We start from the raw sequence: 25,656 nt of genomic DNA, 5'->3' as shown, positions 1-25,656 counted from the left end.
TGCCAACCCCCTGCGCCCATGTCAGACCCGGTCGGGCAGTGGGCATAGGGCGGCGACGTGACCAGAAACGACCGTGCGGGGCGGCAGATCGACCGGATACTAGAAGACTGCGGCCTGCGGGCCGCCAGCTTCATCGTCACCATCTATGGCGACGTGATCGACCCGCGCGGTGGCGAGGTCTGGATGGGCAATCTGATTGCCACCTGCGCGGCTGCAGGCATCAGCGAAACGCTGGTGCGCACCGCCGTGTCGCGGCTGGTGACCGCGGGGCAGCTGTCGGGGGAACGCGAAGGGCGGCGCAGCTACTACAGCCTGACGCCCGAGGCCCGCGCCGAATTCGCGCAGGCAGCGCAGGTCCTGTTCCATCCGCCGGCGGCGGGCCAGACGGAGGCCTGGCGTTTCGTTCACCTTGGCGCCGATGCCCCGCCATCCCAGATCTCCCTGCTTGAGGCGATGGGCTTTGCCCGTGTCGGGCCGCAGCTTTTCGCCGGGCCGGCGCGCGGGGACGGGTCGGCCCTTCCCGGGTTGGTCTTTTCCGCCCGCATGCCCTGCGGGGCCGGTGCCCCGCCCGAGGCTCTGCGCGATTTTGCGGCGGCGCACTGGGATCTGGACCGTCACGCCGCGGCCTATGCCCGGTTCATCGGCTGGTTCACCCCGCTTGCCCGGATCCTGGAACAGGACGGTCCGCCCGGCCCCGGCACCTGCCTGACCGCGCGCCTGCTGCTGGTGCATCTGTTCCGCGCCGTGCTGCTGCGCGATCCGCGCCTGCCCGGCGCCGCACTGCCGACAGACTGGCCCGGCCATGAGGCGCGGCGGCTTTTTTCCCGCAGCTATCTGGCCCTGTCCCCGGGGGCCGAGTCGGCGGTGGCGGCCGATTTCGTCACCCGTCTTGGCCCGCTTCCCCCCAGGACCGCCGCAACGCTTGCCCGCGCACAGGGGCTTGAAAAGGCGATTTCCTAGCATTCGCAGGGGCTTGTTGCGGGGACGGAAATCAGGCTGCGAAACATCACAGATTTGAGCTTCGCCATGCTTGATTTGTGACGCTTCGCGCGCTATATCATCAACCGAGCGGTCGATGATTAGCCGCTGCCGGACGACAGCGAGGGGAGGCGTCATGTCGGAAGCGTTCATCTGCGATGCGCTGCGCACGCCCATCGGCCGCTATGGCGGCGCGCTTGCGACCGTGCGCGCGGATGATCTTGCCGCAGTGCCGCTGGCTGCCCTTGTGGCGCGCAATCCCGGGGTGGACTGGGCGCGGGTCGATGACCTCGTCTATGGCTGCGCGAACCAGGCGGGCGAAGACAATCGCAATGTGGCGCGCATGGCGGCCCTGCTGGCCGGCCTGCCGGATTGCGTGCCGGGCACGACGGTCAACCGGCTGTGCGGATCGGGTCTGGATGCGGTGGGCATGGCGGCCCGCGCGATCCGCGCCGGCGACTGCGATCTGATGATTGCCGGCGGCGTCGAAAGCATGAGCCGCGCGCCCTTTGTCATGCCCAAGGCCGAAAGCGCCTTTTCCCGCTCAAGCGCGATCTATGACACGACGATTGGCTGGCGCTTTCCGAACCCGCGTCTTGCGGCCAGCCACGGCACCCATTCGATGCCCGAAACGGCCGATAATGTGGCTGCGGATTACGGGATCAGCCGGGCCGATCAGGATGCCTTTGCCGCCCGCAGCCAGAGCCGCTGGGCCGCGGCGCAGGCGGCTGGCCACTTCACCCGGGAAATCGTGCCGGTCACCGTGGCCGGCCGGAGGGGCGAAACCCATCAGGTCGAGGTCGATGAACATCCGCGTCCGGGCACCGAGGCGGCTGACCTTGCGCGGCTGAAGGGCGTGAACGGGCCGGATCTGACGGTGACGGCGGGCAATGCCTCGGGCGTCAATGACGGGGCGGCGGCGCTGATCGTCGCCTCGGAACGGATGGCGGCCGAGCAGGGGCTGACGCCGCGCGCCCGCATCGTGGCGATGGCGGCGGCCGGTGTGGCGCCACGGATCATGGGCATCGGCCCGGTCCCGGCGGTGCAGCGGGTGCTGGAGCGCGCCGGGCTTACGCTGGCACAGATGGATCTGATCGAGCTGAACGAAGCCTTCGCCGCGCAGGCGCTGGCCGTTCTGCGCACGCTGGGGCTGCCGGATGATGCGCCCCATGTCAATCCGAACGGCGGCGCCATTGCCCTTGGCCACCCCTTGGGCATGAGCGGCGCGCGGCTTGTCACGACGGCAAGCTATCAGCTGCAGCGGCAGGGTGGACGGTATGCGCTGTGCACCATGTGTGTCGGCGTAGGGCAGGGCGTGGCCCTGATCCTCGAACGAATTTAGCAACGGAGACGGTCATGTATGCACAGATGGTAAAGACAGATGGCGCCCGGGTCCGGAGCCTTGACGAAATGGATCCGGTCGAGCGTGCCTTTCAGGAGCGCGTGGACCGCGGCGAGAAGATCGAGCCCAAGGAGTGGATGCCCGAAGGCTATCGCAAGACGCTGATCCGTCAGATCAGCCAGCACGCGCATTCCGAAATCGTGGGTCAGCTGCCTGAAGGCAACTGGATCACCCGTGCCCCCACGCTGGAACGCAAGGCGATCCTGCTGGCCAAGGTTCAGGACGAGGCCGGCCACGGGCTTTACCTTTACTGCGCCGCGGAAACGTTGGGCGTCAGCCGGGACGAGCTTTACGAACAGCTGCACTCCGGCAAGGCCAAGTATTCCTCGATCTTCAACTATCCCACGCTGAGCTGGGCCGACATCGGCGCGATCGGCTGGCTGGTGGACGGCGCGGCGATCATGAACCAGGTGCCGCTGCAACGCTGTTCCTACGGTCCCTACAGCCGCGCGATGATCCGGATCTGCAAGGAAGAAAGCTTTCACCAGCGCCAGGGCTATGACATCCTGATGAAGATGGTGAAGGGCACCGACGCGCAGCGCGACATGGTGCAGGATGCGCTGAACCGCTGGTGGTGGCCTTCGCTGATGATGTTCGGGCCGTCGGACGATGCCTCGGTCCATTCGGCGCAATCGATGGCCTGGAAGATCAAGCAGAACTCGAACGACGAGCTGCGGCAGAAGTTCGTGGATCAGACCGTGCCGCAGGCCGAATACCTTGGCCTCACCATCCCCGACCCCGAGCTGAAATGGAACGCGGAAAAGGGCGGCTATGACTTTGGGGAACCCGACTGGTCCGAGTTCTTCGAGGTGATTGCCGGCAACGGCCCCTGCAACAAGGAACGGCTGGGCGCGCGGGTCAAGGCCTGGGACGAAGGCGCCTGGTTCCGCGACGGGCTTGTGGCCCATGCCGAAAAAACCGCCGCGCGGCGCCGCGCGGCCCAGATCGCAGCAGAATAGTCCGGCGGCACACCGCCTTGCCAGATATCGGAGGAATGCAGATGTCCAGCGAATGGCCCCTCTGGGAGGTCTTCATCCGTGGCCAGCACGGGCTTAACCATCGCCATGTCGGAAGCCTGCACGCGCCCGACGCCGAAATGGCGATCCTGAACGCGCGCGATGTCTATACGCGGCGCAACGAAGGCGTCAGCATCTGGGTGGTGCGGTCCGCCGATGTCGTGGCCAGCGCGCCGTCGGACAAGGGGCCACTGTTCGACCCCGCGAACAGCAAGGTCTATCGCCATCCGACCTTCTTCGACATCCCGGACGAAGTGGGGCATATGTGATGGCTGCCGTGGCAGAGACCGCCGTCGATCAGGCGGCGCTTTTCGACTTCCTGCTGCGCATGGGCGACAACTGCCTGATCCTGGGGCATCGGGTGTCGGAATGGTGCGGGCATGGCCCGGTGCTGGAAGAGGACATCGCCCTTGCCAATGTGGCGCTGGACCTGATCGGCCAGACGCAGCTCTGGCTGGGTCTTGCCGGCACGATCGAAGGCCGTGGCCGCGATGCCGATGCGCTGGCCTATCGCCGTGATGCCCAGGGCTTCCGCAACCTGCTGCTGACGGAAATTCCCAACGGCGATTTCGGGCACACGCTGATGCGTCAGTTCCTGTTCGACGCCTGGCATCTGCCGATGCTGAAGGCGCTGGAAGGTTCGTCCGATCCCCGGCTGGCCGAGATTGCGGCCAAGGCGGTGCGCGAAGTGGCCTATCATCTGGAGCGGTCGGGCGATCTGGTGATCCGCCTGGGCGACGGCACCGAGGAAAGCCACCGCCGGATGCAGACGGCGCTGGAGGCGCTCTGGCCCTATACCGGCGAGATGTTCATGGATGATGCGGGTGACGCGCGGCTTGCCGGAGTGGCACCGCTGCCTTCCTCGCTGCGGGACGCGTGGCAGGCCACCCTGTCCGAGGTGCTCTCGGAGGCAACGCTGCAGCAGCCGGCCGACGGCTACATGCATCGTGGTGGCAAGCGCGGCGTGCACAGCGAACATCTGGGGTTCATCCTGGCCGAGATGCAGTTCCTGCAACGGGCCTATCCGGATGCAACCTGGTAGCGCCATGACCGGCCGCCCCGATATCGCCCAGATCTGGGACTGGCTCTCGGCCGTTCCCGACCCCGAAATCCCGGTGATCTCGCTCACCGATCTGGGCATCATCCGTCAGGTGGGCTGGCAGGACGACACGCTGGTCGTCACGGTCACGCCGACCTATTCCGGTTGCCCGGCCACCACCGTCATCAACCTTGATATCGAGACGGCACTGCGCGCCAGGGGCATCGAGAAGCTTCGGCTGGAACGGCAACTGAGCCCGCCCTGGACGACCGACTGGATCAGTGCCGAGGGCCGGGAAAAGCTGCGCGCCTACGGGATTGCGCCGCCCATCGACGGAACCGCCGCCGACGGCGTGGTGATGGGGCGCGCGGCGCGGCTTGCCGGCGGGGCGAACCTTGTGGTGGCCTGCCCGCACTGCGGATCCTCGGCCACCGAGAAGATCAGCCAGTTCGGATCGACCCCCTGCAAGGCCAGCTATCGCTGCACCGACTGCCTTGAACCCTTCGATTATTTCAAATGCATCTGAGGATGCGAGGACCCGCCATGGCACGTTTTCATCCGCTTGAAGTCACCGACGTTCGCCGCGAAACCCGTGACGCCGTGGTCGTCACGCTGCGCCCGCGCAAAGAAGACCGCGCGGCCTTTTCCTTCACCCAGGGCCAATACCTGACCTTCCGCCGCAGTTTCGATGGCGAAGAACTGCGCCGCAGCTATTCGATCTGCGCAGGACTTGACGAAGGCGTGATCCGCGTCGGCATCAAGCGCGTGGACGGCGGGGCCTTTTCCAGCTGGGCGAACGAGAACCTGCGCCCCGGCGAGGTTCTGGAAGCCATGCCACCGATGGGCAACTTCTTCACCGTGCTCGAACCCGAGGCGGCGCGGCATTACCTTGGCTTTGCCGGCGGCAGTGGCATCACCCCGGTGCTGTCGATCATCAAGACCGTCCTTGCGCGCGAGCCGAATTCGCGCTTCACGCTGGTCTATGCCAATCGGCAGATCAGCTCGATCATGTTCCGCGAAGAGCTTGATGACCTGAAAAGCACCTATCTGGGCCGTTTCTCGGTGATCCATGTGCTGGAATCCGAGGCGCAGGACATCGACCTTTTCACCGGCCGCGTGGACGGGGCGAAATGTGCCGAACTGTTCAGCCGCTGGATCGATATCGCCTCGGTCGATACCGCCTTCATCTGCGGGCCGGAACCGATGATGCTGGCCATCGCCCAGGCGCTGCGCGATCACGGGCTGAGCGATGACCAGATCAAGTTCGAGCTGTTCGCCGCGGGCCAGCCCGGTCGCGCCCGGCAACGCGTGGCGGCAACCCTCACCGATCAAGATGCGGCCTGCGAGGCGACGGTGACGCTGGACGGCACGACGCGGACCTTCCGGATGCCCAAGGCGGGGCAAAGCCTGCTTGAGGCGGCGCTGTCGAATGCGATCGATGCGCCCTATGCCTGCAAGGCCGGCGTCTGTTCGACCTGCCGCGCCCGCGTGATCGAGGGCGAGGTCGAGATGGAAACCAACCACGCCCTTGAGGATTACGAGGTGCGGCAAGGCTATGTGCTTACCTGCCAGTGCTACCCGATCAGCGACCGGATCGTGGTCAGCTACGACCAATGACACCTGGCCCGGCGCCCGCCGCGCAGGCCTGTGACCTGAACGAAGGAAGACCAACATGAACGTCATCACCCGGCCACGGCGCCTGGAAAGCTTTGTCTGTGGCCGCTGGACGGCGGGTCAGGGCGAGGGTGCCACCCTGCTGGACGCGTCCACCGGCCTGCCGGTTGCGCTGGTCGACAGTTCCGGGCTTGATTTCGCCGCGGCGCTGGACTGGGGGCGCCGCACCGCGGGGCCGGTGTTGCGTGCGATGACGTTCCATGACCGGGCGCTGATGCTCAAGGCGCTTGGCCAGGCCCTGATGGCGCAGAAGGAAGAGTTCTATGCGCTGTCGCTGGCAACCGGAGCCACCCGCGCCGACAGCTGGATCGATATCGAGGGCGGGATCGGCACGCTTCTGTCCTATGCCTCGAAGGGCCGGCGCGAATTGCCGAACGCCCGGATCCTGACCGATGGCGAGGTCGAACAGCTGAGCCGCGACGGCAGCTTTGTCGGCCAGCATATCCTGACGCCGCTGGAAGGCGTGGCGGTGCATATCAACGCCTACAACTTCCCCTGCTGGGGCATGCTGGAGAAGCTGGCGCCGACGCTTCTGGCGGGAATGCCCGCGATCATCAAGCCGGCAAGCCAGACCGCCTATCTGACCGAACTGATGGTGCGCCGGATCATCGAGACGGGGATCCTGCCCGAGGGCGCGCTGCAACTGATCTGCGGCTCGGTCGGGGATCTGCTGGACCATGTGGATTGCCAGGATGCGGTGACTTTCACCGGTTCGGCGGCGACGGGGGCCAGATTGCGCACCCATCCCGTCATCGTCGCCAATGCGACACGCTTCACGATGGAGGCCGACAGTCTCAACGCGGCCATCCTGGGCCCCGATGCGGTGTCGGGCACGCAAGAGTTCGACCTTTTCGTGCGCGAGGTCGCGCGCGAGATGACGGTGAAGGCCGGGCAGAAATGCACCGCCATCCGCCGCGTGATCGCGCCCCGCGCCCAGTGCGATGCGCTGGTCTCGGCGCTGCGCGACCGGCTGGAAAAGACGCCGCTCGGCAACCCCGCCGACGAAGCCGTGCGCATGGGTCCGCTGGCAAGCCTGTCGCAGCGTGACGAGGTGCGCGGCCGCATCGCCGAATTGTCGCGCGAGGCCGAGGTCGTGGCCGGCAACCCCGACCAGCCGCGCCTGCACAGCGGCGATGCGCAGGCGGGCGCGTTCCTGAGCCCGGTTCTTCTGTATTGCGACCGTCCCGGCACGGCGACCCGGGTGCATGAGGTCGAGGCCTTCGGCCCGGTCAGCACCGTGATGCCCTATGACGACATCGCCGAGGCGGTGACACTTGCGCGCCGCGGCAGGGGCAGCCTTGTCGCCTCGGTCTTCACCAATGATCGCGACGTGGCGCGCGAGATGGTGCTGGGCATGGCGCCGTTCCACGGCCGGATCCTGATCGGCAACCGCGGCAGCGCCAAAAGCTCGACCGGGCATGGATCCCCGCTTCCGGTGCTGGTGCATGGCGGGCCGGGCCGGGCCGGTGGTGGCGAGGAACTGGGCGGGATCCGCGGCGTGACCCATTTCATGCAGCGCAGCGCGGTGCAGGGCACGCCAGATCTGGTCTCGGCCGTCACCGGGCGCTGGATCGCCGGCGCCGATGCCCCGCGCGATACCGTGCATCCGTTCCGGAAATCCCTGGCAACGCTGCGGATCGGTGACCAGATCCTGACCGGCACCCGCGAGGTGACGCTTGAGGATATCGCCCATTTCGCCACCTTCACCGGCGACACATTCTATGCCCATATGGATGAAGAGGCCGCGCGCGCGAACCCCTTCTTCGAGGGGCGCGTGGCGCATGGCTATCTGATCCTGTCGTTTGCGGCGGGCCTTTTTGTCGATCCGGCGCCGGGCCCGGTGCTGGCGAACTATGGCGTTGACAACCTGCGGTTCCTGACCCCGGTGAACCCCGGCGACGTTCTTCAAGTGCAGCTGACCTGCAAGGAGATCAACCCGCGGGCCAATGCCGAACACGGCGAGGTGCGCTGGGATTGCCGCGTCACCAACCAGAAGGCCGAGGTGGTCGCGCAGTATGACGTGCTGACCATGGTCGCCAAGGAGGGCTAGATGCAGGTCTGGTCCTATGACGGGATCGTGCCGGTGATCGACCCGCTGGCCTTCGTGCATCCGGCGGCGGTGGTGATCGGCGATGTGATGGTGGGGCCCGGCTGCTATGTCGGGCCCGGCGCGGTGCTGCGTGGCGATTTCGGTCGCATCGTGATGGAGCGGGGCAGCAACCTGCAGGAAACCTGCGTCGTCCACAGCTTCCCAAACCTTGACGTGGTGATCGGCGAAGAAGGGCATATCGGCCACGGTGCGGTTCTGCACGGCTGCCGGATCGGACGCAATGCGATGGTGGGCATGAATGCCGTGGTCATGGACGAAGCCGAGATCGGCGAGAACGCGATCATCGGCGCGATGAGCTTCGTCAAGGCGGGGATGCAGGTGCCGCCCGACAGCCTGGTCGTGGGCAGCCCCGCGCGCATCCTGCGCAAGCTGACCGCCGAGGAGATCGCCTGGAAGCGCAAGGGCACCGCCGTCTACCAGCAGCTTGCGTCCGAGGCGCGCGACAAGCTGCATCCGGCCACGGCGCTGAGCGCACCCGAAGCCGACCGGCGCCGCATCCGCGCGCCCGAACATGATCCGCTGGTGCTGGAACGGATGCGGCTGGACGCGCGGTCCTGATCCGGGCGGCGCGGCCTAGCGGACGGCCTTGATCCCCTCGAGGATCAGCGTCGTCGCGACATTGGCATAATCCTCGCGGCTGATCGGGCCGCCGTCGCGGAACCACATGTAGACCCAGTTCATCATGCCGAACAGTGACATGGTCACCGGCATCAGCAGCGGGCGGCCCTTGCTCAGATCCGGATTGATCTCGCGGATCACATCGGAAAAGCGGCGCACGATCCGCCGTTCAAGCGCCTGGATCTCGGCCAGCTGCGTCTCGGACAGGGCGGCGGTCGCGTTGAGCTGGACCTTGTGGTAATCATCGGCATCGCGGTAGCTTTCCAGCACCTGTCGCACCAGCAGTCGCAGCCGGTCGGGCGGGGGCAGATCGGGGCGGTCGGCGGCCTCGACCGCCGAGTCAAGCTCGACCAGATGGGTGCGGATGATGTCGAAGATCAGCGCATCCTTGCCGGGATAGTAGTGATAGAGCAGCGCCTTGGACACGGCACAATGCGCCGCGATCTGCGCCATCGACGCCTTTTCCATGCCGAGCTCGGCAAAGACGGCGGCGGCGCCGCGCAGGATGCCGCGTTGTTTTTCCTCAAAGTCCGTGGCGCGTGTTCTGGCCATGTCCATCCGATCTGATGTTGCCCTGGGGCCGGGGCAGGTCCGGCCACAGGATAATCCGGCCCGTGCCGGGGTTGAAGAGCGCCTAGCCCCGGGGCCGGTTGTCGATCACCCGCTTGGCCTTGCCCTCGGACCGGGCCAGCGTGCCGGGATCGCAGATGCTGATCCGGGTGCTGACGCCGACGACGCTCTTGATGTGATGGGCAAGCTCGCGCCCGGCACCGCTGCACCTTTCGGCCGGGCCTTCCAGGCATTCGACATGGACAGTCATCATGTCCATCCGTCCCTCGCGCGACAGCTCGATCTGGAAATGCGGCGCAAGGGCGCGGCATTTGAGGATCTGCTCTTCGATCTGGGTCGGGAACACATTGACGCCACGCAGGATGATCATGTCGTCCGACCGGCCGGTGATCTTCTCCATCCGGCGCATCGATCGTGCGGTTCCGGGCAGAAGCCGGGTCAGATCGCGGGTGCGATAGCGGATGATCGGCAGCCCCTCTTTCGTCAGCGTGGTAAAGACCAGTTCGCCGATCTCGCCGTCGGGAAGCACCTCGCCGGTTTCGGGGTTGATGATCTCGGGATAGAAGTGATCCTCCCAGATGTGCAGCCCGTCCTTGCTTTCGACGCATTCATTGGCGACGCCGGGGCCCATCACCTCGGACAGGCCATAGATATCGACGGCGTGCATGTCGAAGGCGGTCTCGATTTCCTGCCGCATCGCATTGGTCCAGGGTTCGGCCCCGAAGATGCCCACGGCCAGCGAGCTTTCGCGCGGATCGATCCCCTGACGGCGAAATTCGTCAAGGATCGACAGCATGTAGGAGGGCGTGACCATGATGATGCGCGGCTTGAAATCCGCCATCAGCGTCACCTGCCGTTCGGTCATCCCGCCCGAAATCGGCACAACCGTGCAGCCCAGCCGCTCGGCCCCGTAATGGGCGCCCAAGCCACCGGTGAACAGGCCATAGCCATAGGCCACATGCACGATGTCGCCGCGCCGCCCGCCCGAGGCGCGGATCGACCGCGCCACCAGATCGGCCCAGGTGTCGATATCCTTCGCGGTATAGCCCACCACCGTGGGCTTGCCGGTCGTGCCCGAAGAGGCGTGGATGCGGCACAGCTTCTCGCGCGGGACGGCGAACATGCCGAAGGGATAGGTGTCGCGCAGGTCTGTCTTGGTCGTGAAGGGGAATTTCGCCAGATCCGCGAGCGTGGTCAGATCGTCGGGATGAACGCCCGCCGCCTCGAACCGGGCGCGGTAGAACGGCGAATTGTCATAGGCGTGGCGCAGCGACCACTTCATCCGCTCCAGCTGCAGGGCGGCGATTTCATCGCGCGAGGCGGTCTCGATCGGTTCAAGATCGCCGGGGCGCGGCGCAAGGTCTTCCATGGTGTCCTCCCAGACGAATGTCGGCCCTAGCCGGGCAGATGGGTGCCCTTGACGGTGCGCGAATGGCCGCGGAATTCGGCCACTGCCGCGCCGTCCTGATTGGTGATGGTGATGTCATAGATTCCGCCACGCCCCCGGCGCGACACTTCGCGCGCCTGCGCGGTCAGCCGGTCGCCGACCGAAACCGGCGCGATATAGGTGACCGAGCAGTGCTGCGCGACCGTCAGCTGGTTGTAGGTGTTGCAGGCAAAGGCAAAGGCGCTGTCGGCAAGGGTGAAGATATAGCCGCCGTGACAATTGCCATGTCCGTTGGTCATCTGGTCGGTCACCGTCATGGTCAGCGTGGCACTGCCCGGCCCGATCGCCTCCAGCGACATGCCCAGCCGCTGCGAGGTGCTGTCGCCGTTCCACATCGCCCTGGCGCAGGCTTCGGCCAGTTCCTGATCGGTCATGGTCATTTCCCCTCGAACCGCGGGCTGCGTTTTTCCAGGAAGGCGGTGACGCCCTCGGCGTAATCGGCACTGCGGCCGGCCTCGCGCTGCAGGTCGCGTTCCAGCACCAGCTGGTCGTCAAGGCTGTTGGTCGCGGCAGCCTGGATCGCGCGCTTGGTCAGGCCCAGACCGCGGGTCGGGCCGGCGGCAAGGCGGGTGGCAAGGGCGGTTGCCTCTTCCATCAGCGCCGCATCCTCGACTGCGCGCCAGATCAGCCCCCAGGCGGCGGCGGTTTCGGCATCCAGCGGTTCGGCGGTCAGGGCCAGCGCCTTGGCGCGGGCTTCGCCCAGAAGATGCGGCAAGCTCCAGGTGCCGCCGGTATCGGGCACGAGGCCGATTCGCGAAAACGCCTGGATGAAGCGGGCCGAGCGGGCAGCAAGCGTGATGTCGCAAAGCAGCGCCAGGTTGGCGCCGGCGCCTGCGGCCACGCCGTTCACCGCGCAGATCACCGGCTTTTCAAGGCTGCGGATCAGCCCGGCCAGCGGATTGTAGAACCGGTCGATCGTGGCGCCCAGATCGGGGGCGGGGCCGCCCTTGCGCGGATCGCGGTCACCCAGATCCTGCCCGGCGCAGAACCCGCGGCCCGCCCCGGTCAGCAGAACCGCGCGCACCGCCGCATCGGCATGGGCGCGTTCGAACCCGGCCCGCAGCGCAAGATGCATTTCCTCGTTGAAAGAGTTCAGTTTTTCAGGCCGGTTCAGCGTCAGGCGCAACACGCCCGCCTCCAGCGACGAAAGCACGGTATCGGACATTCGCTTCCTCCCTCCCGCTGTTTGCGACGCAGCGTAAAAAATCTGTTGCATAAACCGACCGGTCAGTCAATTATCTTTCCGTCAGGAAGAGGAAGGCGCTGACGCGCCGCCTGACCGGTTTCTGGGAGGAGACAATGACAATGAATCTGATCACGACCACCGCCCTTGCGACGGGCATGGCGCTGGCGCTTGCCGGCGCCGCCTCGGCCGAGATTCGCATCGGCGCGACGCTTTCGGAAACGGGCGGCGCCTCGTTCCTGGGCGATCCGCAGGGCAAGACGCTCAAGATGCTGGTCGACGAGATCAACGCCAATGGCGGGGTGCTGGGCGAAGAGATCCGGCTGTTCATGTATGACGACGGCGGCGATCCGAATCGCGCCCGCACCTTCGCCACCCGGCTGATCGAGGATGACGAGGTCGTGGCGGTGATCGGCGGCACCACCACCGGCACCTCCATGGCGATCATCCCGGTGTTCGAGGAAGAGGAAATTCCCTTCATCTCGCTGGCCGGCGCGATCGAGATCATCGACCCCGTCCGCCCCTACACCTTCAAGACGCCGCATACCGACCGGATGGCCTGCGCCAAGATCTTCGAGGACATGCAGGCGCGCGGCATCACCCGGATCGGCATGATCTCGGGCTCGGACGGCTTTGGCGCCTCGATGCGCAACCAGTGCCTGCAGATCGTGGGTGACTATGCGATCGAGGTTCTGGCCGATGAAACCTATGCCCCCGCCGATGCGGACATGACGCCGCAGCTGACCAACATCAAGTCGAATGCGCAGATCGAGGCAGTGCTGAACCCGGGCTTCGGCCAGGGGCCAGCGATCGTCACCCGCAACTATGCGCAGCTTGCCATCGACCTGCCGCTGTATCAAAGCCACGGCGTTGCCTCGGACGGATTCATCGAACTGGCCGGCGCGCAGGCGGCTGAAGGCGTGCGCCTGCCCGGCACCGCGCTTCTGGTGGCCGATCTTCTGGCCGAGGACGACCCGCAGCGCCCGGTGGTCGAGGCCTACAAAGCCGCCTACGAGGGCGCCCATGCGACCCCGGTCTCGACCTTTGGCGGCTATGCCCATGACGCGCTGCGCATCCTTGTCGATGCGATGGAGCGCGCCGGCAGCAGCGATCCGCAGGCGGTGCGCGACGCGATCGAAGAGACCTCGGGCCTGGTAGGCACCACCGGCACCGTCACCATGTCCGCTGACGACCATCTGGGCCTGACGCTGGATGCCTTCCGCATGCTGGAAGTCCGCGACGGCGCCTGGACGCTGGTGGACTGAGCCTTCGGCCGGGCGACGCGCCCGGCATTTCCCCCGTCGCGCGGCACATCGGAGTCCCTGATGCCCGAACTCATGCAATATCTGCTGTCCGGGGTGACGGTCGGCGCTGTCTATGCGCTGGTCGCCCTGGGTTTCACGATCATCTACAACGCTTCGGACGTGGTGAACTTCGCGCAGGGCGAATTCGTCATGCTGGGGGGCATGGTGACGGTCTTTGCCTATGGCGCCGGCCTGCCACTGCCGCTGGCGGCGGTGATCGCCATCCTGGTCACGGCGGCGGCGGGGGTCGCGCTCAACAAGCTGGCGATCGAGCCTGCGCGCGGGGCCCCGGTGGTTTCGCTCATCATCATCACGATCGGCGCCTCGATCTTCATCAAGGGCGTGGCGCAGATCGTCTTTGGCAAGCAGCTGCACCGTTTTCCGGCCTTTTCGGGCGATGCGCCGCTGCGGGTCATGGGCGCAACGATCCTGCCGCAAAGCCTGTGGGTGATGGCCGGCGCGGTGGCCGTCTTTGTTGCGCTGTGGCTGTTCTTCACCCGCACCCTGACGGGGCGCGCGGTGCTGGCCACGGCCAACAACCGGGTTGCCGCGCAGCTCGTGGGCATCAACACCAACTACATGATGACGCTGAGCTTCGCATTGTCGGCCGCGATCGGCGCGCTGGCGGGGGTTCTGGTCACGCCGATCACGCTGACCAGCTATGACGTGGGCATTGCGCTGGCGCTCAAGGGCTTTGCGGCGGCGATGCTGGGCGGCATGGGCAACCCGATGGGCGCGCTGGTGGGCGGGCTTCTGCTGGGCATCCTCGAGGCGCTGACCGCCGGCTACATCAGTTCGCAATACAAGGACGCGGCCGCCTTCATCATCATCATTGCGGTGCTTTTCGCCATGCCGCAGGGGCTGTTCGGTCGCAAATCGACGGATCGGGTGTGACGATGCGGCTGCCTCCGAAATACACCACCCTTCTTGTGCTGGCACTGCTGATCGCCCTCGCGCCGTTCTTCTTCCCCTCGTCCTTCTACTACCGCGTCGGCGCGCTGATCTTCGTCAACGGGATCGCGGTGACGGGGCTGGTGATCCTGATCGGCTATGCCGGGCAGATCAGCCTTGGCCATGCCGGCTTTGCCGGGATCGGCGCCTATGCCTGCGCACTGGCGCCGGTGCATCTGGGCCTGCATCCCGGTGCCGCAATCCTTCTGGGCGCGGCGATCTCGGGCGCGCTGGCCTGGGTGGTCGGACGGCCGATCCTGCGGCTGCAGGGTTATTATCTGGCCGTGGCAAGCCTGGGCTTCGGCATCCTTGTCGCAATGATCCTGACCAACGAGGCGCAGATCACCGGCGGCCCCGACGGGATCGCTGTGCCGGATCTTGGGCTGCGGCCGGTTCTGCGCGATCTGGGGCTGGACCTGTCCAATGCCGAGTTCTGGTATGTGTTCAGTGCGCTGGCGCTGGGGCTGGGGGCCTGGCTTGCGCTCAACCTTCATCAAAGCCCGACGGGCCGCGCCCTGCGCGCGCTGCACGGCTCCGAGGTTGCGGCGCGCACCGTGGGCGTCGATGTCGCGCGGCTCAAGCTGCAGGCCTTCGTGATCTCGGCGGTCTATGCCTCGGTCTCGGGGTCGCTGCTGGCGCAGATGAACCGCTTCGTGACGCCTGATGTCGCCGGCTACATGCACTCGATCGAGATGGTGACGATGACGGTTCTGGGCGGCGCGGGCTCGGTCCTGGGCGCGATCCTTGGCGCCACGCTGCTGACGGCGCTGCCGCAGGCGCTGACGGTCTTTCAGGAATACGAACATCTGATGCTGGGCCTGATCATGATGCTGGTGATGATCTTCATGCGCGAGGGGCTGTTGCCAAGCATCCTGCGCCGCATCCGGGGGAGAAGCGAATGAGCGCGCGCAACGACAGCGCACCGCTGCTGCGCATCGAGGGGCTGGGCATCGATTTTGGCGGGCTCCGGGCGGTCAATGACGTGGGCTTTTCGGTGCTGCCGGGGGAAATCGTTTCGGTCATCGGGCCGAACGGGGCGGGCAAGACCACCCTGTTCAACATGATTTCGGGCATCTACCTGCCCGGGCGCGGACGGGTGGTGCTGGCGGACGAGGATGTCACGGGCATGGCGCCACATCTTCTGGCGCGCCGCGGCCTGTCGCGCACCTTCCAGAACCTGCAGATCTTCCAGACGATGACCGTGCTCGACAATGCCGTCGCGGGGCACCACCTGCACGAACGCGGCAATGTGCTGGCCGATCTGTTCTGCCTGCCGGGATCGCGCCGCCGCAGCCGCGCCTCGGAGGCCAGCGCGCGCGCATTGCTTGACCGGGTCGGCCTTGGCCGCGCTGCACATCACGAGGCGGGATCGCTGTCATACGGGGCGCTCAAGCGGCTGGAAATCGCGCGCGCCCTGGCGTTGAACCCGCGCGTCCTGCTGCTGGATGAACCTGCGGCCGGCTGCAACGCGGTCGAGACGGAAGAGATCGACCGGCTGATCGCGGAGGTCGCCGCCGAAGGCGTGGCCATCCTTCTGGTCGAACATGACATGAAGATGGTGATGCGCATCTCGAACCACATCGTCGTGCTGGACCACGGGGAAATGATCGCCGAGGGCGATCCAGGCAGTGTCTCGCGTGATCCACGGGTGATCGAGGCCTATCTGGGCACCCAGGCGACGGAGGCTGCCGATGCTGAGCGTTGAGGGGCTGCGGTCGCGCTATGGCCGCATCGAGGTCCTGCACGGGATCGACCTGACTGTCGGCTCGGGCGAGATCGTGACCGTGGTGGGCGCGAACGGGGCGGGCAAGACGACACTGCTGCGCTGCCTCTCGGGGATCCAGCCGGTTTCGGGCGGATCGATCCTGTTTCGCGGCGAAACGCTGACGGCGGTGCCCGCGCATCGCCGGGTGGCACGCGGCCTTGCGCAATCGCCCGAGGGTCGGCAGATCTTCACCAACCTCAGCGTCGAAGACAACCTGCGGCTGGGCGCCTATCTGTTCGCCGACGACCGGGTTGAGAAGGACATGGACGAAGCCTTTGCCCTGTTCCCGATCCTGAAGCAGAAGCGCAACCTGTCGGCCGGCGGGCTTTCGGGCGGGCAGCAGCAGATGCTGGCGATTGCGCGGGCGCTGATGGGGCGTCCCTCGTGCCTGCTGCTGGACGAACCCTCGATGGGGCTGGCGCCGATCCTTGTCGCGCAGATCTTCGATGTGGTGAAGGGCATGCGCGGGCTGGGCGTCACCGTGCTTCTGGTCGAACAGAATGCCTTTGGCGCCCTGTCGATCGCCGATCGCGGCTATGTCATGGAAACCGGGCGCATCACCATGTCCGGGCCTGCGGCGGAACTTGTCGCCGATGAACGTATCCGCGAAGCCTATCTGGGGATCTGAGCCATGACCCTTTCCGTCACCCGCGCCGGCGATATCGCCATCGTCACCATCGACAATCCGCCCGTCAATGCGCTGTCGCGCGCGCTGCGGCAGGATCTGCTGTCGGCGGCGGCCAGTCTTGATGCCGATACAGCGGTGCGGGCGGTGGTGCTGTGCTGCGCCGGGCGCACCTTTGTCGCCGGCGCGGATGTGAGCGAATTCGGCCGCCCGCCGGAACCGCCGCATCTGCCCGATGTGATTGCGCGCATCGAAACTGCGGCGAAGCCCTGGATTGCCGCGATTCACGGCACGGCCCTGGGTGGCGGGCTGGAGCTCGCGCTTGGCTGCCGCTTCCGCGTGGCGGTGCCGGGTGCGCAGCTGGGCCTGCCCGAGGTGACGCTGGGTGTCCTGCCGGGCGCGGGGGGAACGGCCCGCCTGCCACGGCTGATCGGCATGGAAGACGCGGCGCGGATGATCACCGGCGGCAAGCCGGTGCCGGCCGAAAAGGCGCGCGCATTGGGTCTGATCGACAGCCTTGCCGAGGGCGATCTGGTCACGGCGGCCTGCTGCTATGCCACCAAAGTGCTGACCCAGCCCTTGCCGCCCGTGTTGTCGGAACGGGTGTTGCAGCCGGCCGATGCAGCCTTCTGGCCGGCGCTTGAGGCGGATCTGCGCAAATCGGCGCGCGGGGCCGAGGCGCCGCTGCGCGCATTGGCGGTGCTGCGCGCGGGCGAAACCCTGCCCTTCGCGGCGGCCATGGCACAGGAACGCACGGCATTTCTTGAGCTGCGGGCCTCCGATCAGGCGGCGGCGCTGCGTCATGTATTCTTTGCCGAACGCGCGGCCCCGCGCCCGGCGGAACTGAAGGGCATCGCCCCGCGGCCGATCGCGGTGGCCGGGGTTGTGGGCGGCGGCACCATGGGCGCGGGCATCGCCGCGGCGCTGCGTGATGCGGGCCTTCCGGTGGTGCTGATTGAACGCGACGATGCGGCAGCGGCGCGGGGCCTGGCCAATCTTCGTGCAATCTATCAGGGCGCGGTCAAGCGCGGACGGATGACCGAGGCGGCGCTGGCCGAACGTCTGGCCGGCGTCACCGCCAGCACCGATTATGCGGCCCTGGCCGATGCCGATCTGGTGATCGAGGCGGTGTTCGAGGATCTGGAGGTCAAGCGCGCGGTCTTTGCCGAACTGGCCCGCCATTGTCGCGGCGATGCCGTGCTTGCGACCAATACCTCCTATCTGGACCCCGAAGCGATTGCCGCCGGCCTGCCCGGCCCCGGGCGGTTTCTGGGCCTGCATTTCTTCAGCCCGGCCCATGTGATGAAGCTGCTGGAAATCGTGCCCGGCCGCGATACCGCGCCCGATGTTCTGGCCACCGGCTTTGCCCTTGCGCAAAGGCTGGGCAAGATCCCGGTGCGCGCGGGCATCTGCGACGGTTTCATCGGCAACCGGATGCTCAAGACCACCCGCGCCCAGGCGGAACGGCTGCTGCTGGCCGGGGCAAGCCCGGCGCAGGTGGATGCGGCGATGCGCGGCTTCGGCCTGCCGATGGGCCCCTTCGAGGCGCAGGATCTCGGCGGGCTCGACATCGCCGCCTTTCAGCGTCAGGCCGCCCGCGCGCGCGGCGAAACGCCCTTTGCCCCGGTGGCCGATCGGCTTTGTGCGCTGAACCGGCTGGGGCAGAAGACCGGCGGCGGCTGGTATGACTATGCCGCAGGCGATCGACGGCCCAGATCCTCGCCCCAGGTAGAGGCGCTTCTGCGCGACATCGCGGGCGCGCCTCGGCAGGCGCTGACGGACGCGGAAATCGTGGAGGCCATCCTGCTGCCGATGATCGACGAAGGCGTGACGATCCTGCAGGAAGGCATCGCGCTGCGTCCGGCCGATGTGGATCTGGTGCAGGTGCATGGCTATGGCTTTCCGCGTTGGCGCGGCGGGCCGCTGCACATGGCCGAACGGCAGGGCTGGCGCGCGGTTCTGGCCCGGCTTGCGGCCCTGGCGGATCGGGGCCTTGCGCCGCCCCCGGGCGCGGCCCTGCGCGCGATGGCGGCGGATGAGGCGCCGACAGACAGTTGATTTGCCTTGGTCCCGAACCGGCGCCATATCTTGCCGGTCATCGCAAAAGGGATCGCCATGCAGGAAACGCGCGACCGGCTTGTCGCCGCCAGGGGGCTGAAGAACGCCAAGGAGCTTGAGGGCCATCTTGCCTGGCTTGATACCATCACCGGGCCGGCGCTCGGGGTGCTGGCGGTGGCCTCGGGCATCTATACCTATCTGGGCGTCTCGTCGCTGCTGGTGGATACCGGCGGCTGGTCGACCCTGGCGGCGATGGCCTATTCCATTGCCGTTTCGGTGGCGATCTTCGTCTTCTGGTCCTTTCTGCTGCGGTTGCTTCCGGCGGTGCGGACCGCGGCGGCGCGGGTCGGGCTTTTGCTGTCGATGGGGCTTGGATCGCTTGCCATCATCGCGATGTCGTCCTGGCTGAACGCCGCGGCGCTTGCGGGGGCGGCGGCAGTGGAACAGCATCTCGCGCGCACTGTTCAGGATTATCAGGCCAGCCTTGAACAGACCAATGCCATCGCCCTTGCCGCGCTGGCGCTGGAACAGGATGTGGCGCGCGTGCGGCAAAGCTTCGAGGATCTTTCGGAACAGGAAGCCAGCGGCGATCTTTCGGGCCTTGCCGGGCGCGGCGCGGTGTTCCGGGTGCTGCGCCAGAAGGCGACCGAGCTTGCGGCGCTGGAAACCCAGATCGCGGCCCAGGCGCCCCTGGTCGAGGCAGGTTTTGCCGAGGGCAACCAGATCCTGTCGCGGATGCGCGCGCTGACGGTCGAGCCCGGCCCGGTCGAGGCGCGCTCGGTCGAGTTTTCCGAAGAGGCGGTGCGCCTTGCGGGGATCATCGCGCGGCTGCGCCAGTTGTCGGTGGCGCCGCTGGTGTCGCGGGCCGCGCAGGATCTGTCCGCCTCGGTGGTGTTGCCGGAACTCGACGGGCGCAGCGCCGATGCCAGGAACGATCAGGCGGCGACGATCACCTCGGTCATGACGGTGCTGGGGCAGCGCGCCGCGACGCTCTCGCAGGCCGCGCAAGAGGTTCTGGCCCTGCAAAGCCCGCCCGAAACCGTCTATACGCCGATCTCGACCGCCGATGCGGTGATCCGCTATGCCCGCAACTTCGGCCCCAGCTGGGCGGGGGCCATCGCGATCGACCTTCTGCCGGGGGTTCTGGTGTTCATCCTCGCGGTCACGCAATCGGCGATCCGCCACGCACGGGGCGACACCCGGATCGAGGACAGCATGACGGTGGCCGAATTGCGCGTGGCCCTTGGCGCCTGGCGAGAGCTGGAACAGGTGATCCCGCCGGAAAACCCGCCGCAGGCCGAAGGCGCGCCCACCGCGCCCCGTCCGGATGCCGTGCCCGACACGCCGCCCGCTGAGCCCCCGAACCTGGCCGATGAACGCGCGACCGCGCCCGATGAACGCCCCATCGCGCGCGTGGAACCGCTGAAACCCGGCGCCCTGCGATGAGCGGGGCCTTCCGGATCGGCGCGGCGCAGGGCATCCGGCTGATGCTTCTGGCGCAGATCGCCATCGGGGCGCTGCTGCTGTCGGGCGATCTGCTGGGCCCGGGCGGGCCGCGCTGGCCCTGGGCCGAGCGCGCCCCGGCGCTGGATCAGCCGGTGCGCCCGGGCGATCAGACCCGCCGCTATCGCCCCGACCGCGCGCCGCCCAGTCCGTTTCGCGCCCCGGGTGCCGCCGACATGCCGCGACGGCTGGCCTTTGAACCCGCCGAGGACGGGTTGCGCCTGCGCGGGCAGATCGCGCCGGGCGATGCGGAACGGTTTCTTGCGCATCTGGAGGGGCTTGAGGCGCCGCCGACGACGCTCTGGCTTGCGAGTCCGGGCGGCTCGGTCGCCGATGCGCTGGAGATCGGGCAGATCCTGCGCGCGCGGGGATTGGCAACCGCGGTGGCGGCGGGCGACATCTGCCTGTCGGCCTGCCCCTATGTGCTGGCGGCAGGCACCAGCCGCGCGGCGGCGGAGGGGGCGATGATCGGGGTGCATCAGCACTATTTCGGGGAAAACACGCTGCTTCCGGCCTTCCTGGCCGTCGAGGATATCCAGCGTGGGCAGGGCGAGGTGATGGGCTATCTCGAGGAGATGGGCATTGATCTCCGGCTGATGCGCCACGCGCTTCTGACCCCGCCCGACGAAATCTACATCCTGCTTCCCGAGGAGTTGGCCACCTATCGCCTTGTCACCCCGCCGCCGGGCGTGCCGGCGGGAACGAGCGGTGGCTGAGCCGGGCTTCAGGCCGGACGGGCATTGCCTTTCCCGGCCCATGTCATAAGTGCAGCAGGGCTTCCGCCCGCTGTGTCGCCGAAGATGAAAGGACCGCTGATGACCCCCCGCACCCTGTTCCTGACCGGCGCTTCGTCGGGGATTGGCGCCGCCACGGCCCGGGCTGCTGTCGCCGCCGGCTGGAACGTGGCGATGATGGCGCGCAGCGCCGACCGGCTGCACGCGCTGGCGCAGGAACTTGGGCCGCAGGCGCTGGCCCTGCCGGGCGATGCCACCGACCTTGCGCAGCAGCAAGAGGCCGTGGCGCACGCGGTTGCCGCCTTTGGCCGGCTGGACGCAGCCTTCGCCAATGCGGGCCGCGGCTTGGTCACCCCTGGCACCGAGGCGGGCGTCCCGGATGACTGGCGCGGGATGATCGATCTCAACATCCTTGCGCTGCTTTACACCGCGCGCGTCGCGCTGCCCGAATTGCGCAAGACGCGGGGCCATCTTCTGCTGACCGGATCGGCGGCGGGGCGCGTGCATATTCCCGGCTCGATCTATGGCGCGACCAAGTGGTTCGTGCACGGCTATGGTGGCAACATGTCCGAGGAAATGCGCCGCTGGGGTGGACGCTGCACGGTCATTTCGCCGGGAATGGTCGATACGCCCTTCTTCGACGAGGCAAAACCCGACAAGCTTCAGCCCGAGGATGTTGCACGCGCCGTGGTCTTTGCCCTGACCCAGGACCCGCGCGCCGAACTGCGCGAGATCCACATCATGCCGACGAACTGAGCCATGGCGCATCGGGACGAGGGTGTGCCGCCGGCGCTCTGGGGGCTTGTCGGGGTGATGGCGGCGATCGAATTCGCGCTCTGGCTGTCCGACAGCGGCGTGCTGGGGCAGGACCTGCGCATGACCGCGCTGATCTATGGCGCCTTCTGGCCGCAACTGCTGGAGGGCACGCTGATCGGCGCCTATCCGGGACAGACGGCGGCGATGTTCGTGACCCATGCCTTCCTGCATGGCGGTTTTCTGCATCTGGCGATGAACGCCGTCGTGCTGCTGGCCCTTGGCAAGGCGGTGACCGAACAGGCGGGAACGGTCGCGCTGATGCTGGTGTTCCTGATCTCGGCCATCGGGGGCGGTGCGGGCTTTGCGCTTCTGTCGGACGGAGAGGCGCCGATGATCGGCGCTTCGGGGGCGGTGTTCGGCTTTATCGGGCTGTGGCAATATGGCGAGGCACGGCTGCGGCTGGCGCGGCGGATGTCGTTGCGCCCGGTCCTGGGCACCTGCCTCGGGCTGATCCTCGCCAATGTGGTGATCGCGGTGATGCTGCAGGGCGCCCTGGCCTGGGAGGCACATCTGGGCGGCTTTCTGGCCGGCGCGGCGCTGGGGCCGCTGGTCACGCGCCTTGTGCAGGCGCGGCAGCGCCCGGTGTGATCGGCACCGCCGCCTGAACGACACCGAAAACAAAAACGCAAACGAGAACGACACGGAGGGACATGACGATGCGGCTGGGGAACGGGCAGGGGGCTGTGGCGGGGCGCGGCCGGCTGGAACTGGCAGTGCTGCTGATCGCGCTGGCGCTGGTGCTGGCGGCCTGCGGGCGCAACATCCCGCGGCCCGGTGCGCCCGTAACCTTTACCGCACCACTGTTCGGGGATGCGCAGCCGGTCGACTGGCCCGGCCGCCGGCCCACGCAATACCCGATCCACGGCATCGACGTGTCACGCTGGCAATCCGATGTGAACTGGCGGGCCGTGCAGGCGGCAGGGGTGTCCTTTGCCTTCATCAAGGCGACGGAGGGCGGCGATCACATGGACCCGATGTTCAGCCAGCACTGGCGCGAGGCGGGTGCGGCCGGTATTCCGCGGGGCGCCTATCACTTCTATTACTTCTGCCGCACCGCCGAGGAGAACGCCCGCTGGTTCATTGCCAATGTGCCGCGCGAACGGGGCGCGCTGCCACCGGTGCTGGACATGGAATGGACCCGGTCGCGCAACTGCCCGCATCGGCCCGGCGGCGCGCATATCCGGGCCGAGGCGGCGCAGTTCCTCGATATCGTCGGCCGCCACTATGGCCAGCGCCCGATCATCTACACCACCGTCGATTTCTACCGCGACACCGGGATCGGCAGCCTGGCCGGGGTCGAGTTCTGGCTGCGGTCGGTCGCCGATCATCCCGGCACCGTCTATCCGGGGCAACGCTGGGTGTTCTGGCAATATACCGGCACGGGGCTGGTGCCGGGGGTACGGGGGCCGGTGGATATCAACGTCTTTCATGGCCAGCCCGGCGCCTGGGCGCAATGGCTGACGGCGCGCCGGCAATAGGCCGGCGCGGCGCACCTACTCTCCGTAGGGGATCCATACCGTCTTGACCTGGGTAGCGCGTTGCAGAAAGGCGCGGCCCTGTCCTTCGGGGCCGGCCCAGTCGCGCGCGGCGCCGTTTTCGCACCAGGTCTGCTTGAGGTTCCCGCAGGACCGCTCCTCGACCATGCGCACGCCGTCGTCGGTTCCGAAATACCAGACCGCATCCACATCGTCGTGGTCGGCCAGGGTCTGCACAAGCTGATCGCGATCGCCGGTGACAATGTTCACCACCCCGCCCGGCAGATCCGAGGTATCAAGGATCTGGTAGAAATCGGTCGCCGCAAGCGGCTGGCCTTGCGCGGGCAGGGCCACCACCCGGTTGCCAAGCGCGATGGCCGGCATCACCAGCGAAACGAACCCCAGCAGCGGATGCGCCGTCGGGCAGGCGATGCCCAGAACGCCCAGCGGTTCGTTGATCGCCAGCGTCATGTGCCCCGCACGGGCCTGTTGCAGCGCTCCGTCGAACTTGTCGCACTGCCCGGCATACCAGAAGATCCGCCGCAATGAGGTCTCAACTTCGGCGCGGGCGGCGCTGCGGGACAGGCCAAGGCCCTGCAGCCGCTCCTCGAACTCGGGGGCGCGGGCGGACAGGTTCTCGGCGATGTAGAACAGCACCTGCGCCCGGTTATGGGCCGATTGCGCAGACCAGCCGGCGGCCTTGTGCGCGGCCTCGACGGCGTTGCGGATGTCCTTGCGGTTGCCAAGCGCGGCCAGGCCCACCGGGCGGCGCGGCCCGTCGATCTGGTAGGAATAGCCGCTGTCGGGCCGCACCTGCCGGCCACCGATGTAAAGCTTGGCTGTCCGGTCCAGCGCCGCACCCGCCGGCCCGCCCGCAGGCAGGGCAACCGGGGCCGTGGCGGCGGTTTCAGGGCGTTTCGGGCGCGGCAGCGGCGCGGCAAGATAGGCCGTCATCCCGGCGCGCCCGCCCTCGCGGCCAAATCCGCTTTCGCGACAGCCGCCAAAGGCCGCGGCCGCATCCAGCACATTGGCGGAATTGATCCAGACCACACCGGCCCGAACCCGGTTGGCCAGATCCAGCGCCAGGTTCACATTCTCGGTCCAGATCGAGGCGGCAAGGCCATAGCGCGTCGCATTCGCCAGCGCGACCGCATCGGCCGGTGTCCGGAAGGGCGTGAGGGTGACGACCGGGCCGAAGATTTCCTCGGTGGCCAGAACCGAGGCGGGGGCCACGTTGGTGGCAAGGGTCGGGGGATAGAAACAGCCGTCGGGCGCCGTGCCCTGATGCAGAAGCGCGCCCTCGGCCACGCCCTGGTCCACGATGCGGCGGATGCGCTCCAACTGGCGCGGGTGCACGATGGCGCCGATATCGGTGCATTTGTCCAGGGGATCGCCGGTGCGCAGGGTTGCGATCCGGCGGCGCAGGAGAGTGGCAAAGCGTTGCTCCACCGCCTCGGCCACGAGGATGCGCGCCCCGGCGCAGCAGACCTCGCCCTGGTTGAACCAGACCGACTCCACCACCCCCTCGACGGCGGCATCAAGATCGGCATCGGCGCAGACGATGAAGGGCGATTTGCCGCCCAGTTCCAGCGTCAGCGCCTTGCCACTGCCCGCGCTTGCCCGGCGGATCGCCCGGCCGACATCGGTCGAGCCGGTGAAGGCCAGCTTGTCCACGCCCTGGGCTGCGACAAGCGCTTCCCCGGTGCGCCCGTCGCCGGTCACAATGTTCAGCACCCCCGGCGGCAGGCCCGCTTCGCGCGCGATTTCGGCAAAGGCCAGCGCGGTGAGGGGCGTGTATTCGGCGGGTTTCAGCACCACGGTGTTGCCTGCGGCGAGCGCGGGCGCGACCTTCCAGGCCAGCATCAGCAGCGGGAAGTTCCACGGGATCACCTGTCCGCAGACGCCCTGCGGCTGAAGGCCCGGAAACTCGTCCTGCAGCACTGCCGCCCAACCGGCATGATGATAGAAATGCCGGATCACCAGCGGCAGGTCGCTGTCACGGCTTTCGCGGATCGGCTTGCCGTTGTTGAGCGTTTCGAGCACGGCCAGAAACCGGGCATGCTGCTGCAAGTGGCGGGCCAGCGCATAAAGATGCCGCGCCCGGTCATGGCCCGTAAGTGCGGCCCATTTCGGCAAGGCCCTTCGCGCCGCGTGCACCGCATGGGCCACATCCGCCTCGCTGCCCTGGCTGGCGCGCGCCAGCCGCGCGCCGGTGGCCGGATTGATGACGTCGAAACAGTCGGCAGGCGGGGTGAAGGCACCGTCGATGAAATGGCCAAAGCCTGCCTCGTGGCGCGCAAGCCAGTCGCGGGGGATGGTGCTGTCCTCCGGGGCGGGACCGTAATCCATGGTGGCCAGGATTTCCTTGATCGTGCTCATCTTTTCCCC

25 protein-coding genes are annotated in these 25,656 nt (G+C 67.4%); 20 read left to right on the top strand and 5 right to left on the bottom strand.

Annotation, left to right across the window (positions count from 1 at the left end; all coding sequences use genetic code 11):
* Positions 1 to 57: 57 nt before the first annotated feature.
* The 9 genes from ACFQXB_RS09110 to ACFQXB_RS09070 all read left to right on the top strand — a co-directional run bounded on the left by ACFQXB_RS09110 (position 58) and on the right by ACFQXB_RS09070 (position 8,777).
* Positions 58 to 960: a PaaX family transcriptional regulator C-terminal domain-containing protein gene (locus ACFQXB_RS09110; RefSeq protein ID WP_377402469.1), complete on the top strand. Its 903-nt coding sequence runs from the start codon at positions 58 to 60 to the stop codon at positions 958 to 960.
* 154 nt (positions 961 to 1,114) lie between these two features.
* On the top strand, positions 1,115 to 2,320 hold the full coding sequence (gene pcaF, locus ACFQXB_RS09105) for a 3-oxoadipyl-CoA thiolase (RefSeq protein ID WP_377402466.1): 1,206 nt from the start codon (positions 1,115 to 1,117) through the stop codon (positions 2,318 to 2,320).
* Positions 2,321 to 2,334: 14 nt separating this feature from the next.
* On the top strand, positions 2,335 to 3,339 hold the full coding sequence (gene paaA / locus ACFQXB_RS09100) for a 1,2-phenylacetyl-CoA epoxidase subunit PaaA (protein WP_377402463.1): 1,005 nt from the start codon (positions 2,335 to 2,337) through the stop codon (positions 3,337 to 3,339).
* A gap of 41 nt (positions 3,340 to 3,380) precedes the next feature.
* Positions 3,381 to 3,665 (top strand): 1,2-phenylacetyl-CoA epoxidase subunit PaaB, encoded by a 285-nt coding sequence (paaB, locus tag ACFQXB_RS09095; protein ID WP_377402460.1) that lies wholly within the window; start codon positions 3,381 to 3,383, stop codon positions 3,663 to 3,665.
* Positions 3,665 to 4,438, top strand: a complete 774-nt coding sequence (gene paaC / locus ACFQXB_RS09090) for a 1,2-phenylacetyl-CoA epoxidase subunit PaaC (RefSeq protein ID WP_377402457.1) — start codon at positions 3,665 to 3,667, stop codon at positions 4,436 to 4,438. Before paaB ends, paaC begins: the two co-directional genes overlap by 1 nt.
* Before the next feature lie 4 nt (positions 4,439 to 4,442).
* Complete coding sequence (paaD, locus tag ACFQXB_RS09085; RefSeq protein ID WP_377402454.1) at positions 4,443 to 4,961, top strand: 1,2-phenylacetyl-CoA epoxidase subunit PaaD; 519 nt, start codon at positions 4,443 to 4,445, stop codon at positions 4,959 to 4,961.
* Positions 4,962 to 4,978: 17 nt separating this feature from the next.
* Positions 4,979 to 6,052 (top strand): 1,2-phenylacetyl-CoA epoxidase subunit PaaE, encoded by a 1,074-nt coding sequence (gene paaE / locus ACFQXB_RS09080; RefSeq protein ID WP_377402451.1) that lies wholly within the window; start codon positions 4,979 to 4,981, stop codon positions 6,050 to 6,052.
* A 55-nt stretch (positions 6,053 to 6,107) separates the two neighbouring features.
* Entirely contained in the window at positions 6,108 to 8,159 is a 2,052-nt protein-coding gene (gene paaZ / locus ACFQXB_RS09075) for a phenylacetic acid degradation bifunctional protein PaaZ (RefSeq protein ID WP_377402448.1), read from the top strand.
* Entirely contained in the window at positions 8,160 to 8,777 is a 618-nt protein-coding gene (locus ACFQXB_RS09070) for an acyltransferase (protein WP_377402445.1), read from the top strand. It begins immediately after the preceding gene.
* Positions 8,778 to 8,792: 15 nt separating this feature from the next.
* Here ACFQXB_RS09070 and ACFQXB_RS09065 read toward each other — a convergent pair whose 3' ends face one another.
* The 4 genes from ACFQXB_RS09065 to paaG form a co-directional block, all read right to left on the bottom strand.
* The gene (locus tag ACFQXB_RS09065) at positions 8,793 to 9,389 is read right to left on the bottom strand and encodes a TetR/AcrR family transcriptional regulator (RefSeq protein ID WP_377402442.1); all 597 of its coding nucleotides are present in this window, start codon (positions 9,387 to 9,389) and stop codon (positions 8,793 to 8,795) included.
* An 82-nt stretch (positions 9,390 to 9,471) separates the two neighbouring features.
* Positions 9,472 to 10,776, bottom strand: coding sequence for a phenylacetate--CoA ligase PaaK (gene paaK, locus ACFQXB_RS09060; protein ID WP_377402439.1), 1,305 nt, complete (start codon positions 10,774 to 10,776; stop codon positions 9,472 to 9,474).
* Positions 10,777 to 10,802: 26 nt separating this feature from the next.
* Positions 10,803 to 11,228: a hydroxyphenylacetyl-CoA thioesterase PaaI gene (gene paaI / locus ACFQXB_RS09055; protein WP_377402436.1), complete on the bottom strand. Its 426-nt coding sequence runs from the start codon at positions 11,226 to 11,228 to the stop codon at positions 10,803 to 10,805.
* Between the two features lie 2 nt (positions 11,229 to 11,230).
* Entirely contained in the window at positions 11,231 to 12,019 is a 789-nt protein-coding gene (gene paaG, locus ACFQXB_RS09050) for a 2-(1,2-epoxy-1,2-dihydrophenyl)acetyl-CoA isomerase PaaG (RefSeq protein ID WP_377402433.1), read from the bottom strand.
* Between the two features lie 134 nt (positions 12,020 to 12,153).
* On the opposite strand from paaG, the gene ACFQXB_RS09045 reads away from it, so the two are divergent.
* The 11 genes from ACFQXB_RS09045 to ACFQXB_RS08995 all read left to right on the top strand — a co-directional run bounded on the left by ACFQXB_RS09045 (position 12,154) and on the right by ACFQXB_RS08995 (position 23,271).
* Positions 12,154 to 13,302 (top strand): ABC transporter substrate-binding protein, encoded by a 1,149-nt coding sequence (locus ACFQXB_RS09045; protein ID WP_377402430.1) that lies wholly within the window; start codon positions 12,154 to 12,156, stop codon positions 13,300 to 13,302.
* Positions 13,303 to 13,362: 60 nt separating this feature from the next.
* Complete coding sequence (locus ACFQXB_RS09040) at positions 13,363 to 14,235, top strand: branched-chain amino acid ABC transporter permease (protein WP_377402427.1); 873 nt, start codon at positions 13,363 to 13,365, stop codon at positions 14,233 to 14,235.
* Positions 14,236 to 14,237: 2 nt separating this feature from the next.
* On the top strand, positions 14,238 to 15,194 hold the full coding sequence (locus ACFQXB_RS09035) for a branched-chain amino acid ABC transporter permease (protein ID WP_377402424.1): 957 nt from the start codon (positions 14,238 to 14,240) through the stop codon (positions 15,192 to 15,194).
* Positions 15,191 to 15,997 (top strand): ABC transporter ATP-binding protein, encoded by an 807-nt coding sequence (locus tag ACFQXB_RS09030; protein WP_377402421.1) that lies wholly within the window; start codon positions 15,191 to 15,193, stop codon positions 15,995 to 15,997. The genes ACFQXB_RS09035 and ACFQXB_RS09030 overlap by 4 nt, the downstream gene beginning before the upstream one ends.
* Positions 15,984 to 16,685 carry an ABC transporter ATP-binding protein gene (locus ACFQXB_RS09025; RefSeq protein ID WP_377402418.1) on the top strand — a complete coding sequence of 234 codons (702 nt, stop codon included), beginning with the start codon at positions 15,984 to 15,986 and terminating at the stop codon, positions 16,683 to 16,685. The genes ACFQXB_RS09030 and ACFQXB_RS09025 overlap by 14 nt, the downstream gene beginning before the upstream one ends.
* 3 nt (positions 16,686 to 16,688) lie before the next feature.
* A complete protein-coding gene (locus tag ACFQXB_RS09020; protein WP_377402415.1) occupies positions 16,689 to 18,740 on the top strand; it encodes a 3-hydroxyacyl-CoA dehydrogenase NAD-binding domain-containing protein in 2,052 nt (683 codons plus the stop codon).
* Between the two features lie 57 nt (positions 18,741 to 18,797).
* Entirely contained in the window at positions 18,798 to 20,186 is a 1,389-nt protein-coding gene (locus ACFQXB_RS09015) for a hypothetical protein (RefSeq protein ID WP_377402412.1), read from the top strand.
* A complete protein-coding gene (locus ACFQXB_RS09010) occupies positions 20,183 to 20,959 on the top strand; it encodes a COG3904 family protein (RefSeq protein WP_377402409.1) in 777 nt (258 codons plus the stop codon). The genes ACFQXB_RS09015 and ACFQXB_RS09010 overlap by 4 nt, the downstream gene beginning before the upstream one ends.
* Positions 20,960 to 21,058: 99 nt before the next feature.
* Complete coding sequence (locus tag ACFQXB_RS09005; protein ID WP_377402406.1) at positions 21,059 to 21,733, top strand: SDR family oxidoreductase; 675 nt, start codon at positions 21,059 to 21,061, stop codon at positions 21,731 to 21,733.
* A 3-nt stretch (positions 21,734 to 21,736) separates the two neighbouring features.
* Complete coding sequence (locus ACFQXB_RS09000) at positions 21,737 to 22,381, top strand: rhomboid family intramembrane serine protease (protein WP_377402403.1); 645 nt, start codon at positions 21,737 to 21,739, stop codon at positions 22,379 to 22,381.
* Between the two features lie 68 nt (positions 22,382 to 22,449).
* Positions 22,450 to 23,271, top strand: a complete 822-nt coding sequence (locus tag ACFQXB_RS08995) for a glycoside hydrolase family 25 protein (RefSeq protein ID WP_377402876.1) — start codon at positions 22,450 to 22,452, stop codon at positions 23,269 to 23,271.
* A 15-nt stretch (positions 23,272 to 23,286) separates the two neighbouring features.
* Here the strand turns inward: ACFQXB_RS08995 and ACFQXB_RS08990 are convergent, their stop codons facing one another.
* Positions 23,287 to 25,647, bottom strand: a complete 2,361-nt coding sequence (locus ACFQXB_RS08990; RefSeq protein ID WP_377402400.1) for an aldehyde dehydrogenase family protein — start codon at positions 25,645 to 25,647, stop codon at positions 23,287 to 23,289.
* Positions 25,648 to 25,656 lie beyond the last annotated feature (9 nt).

This window comes from Halodurantibacterium daqingense (assembly GCF_042666235.1).
GTDB lineage: Bacteria > Pseudomonadota > Alphaproteobacteria > Rhodobacterales > Rhodobacteraceae > Halodurantibacterium > Halodurantibacterium daqingensis.
This window is presented reverse-complemented; position numbering and strand designations above follow the sequence as displayed.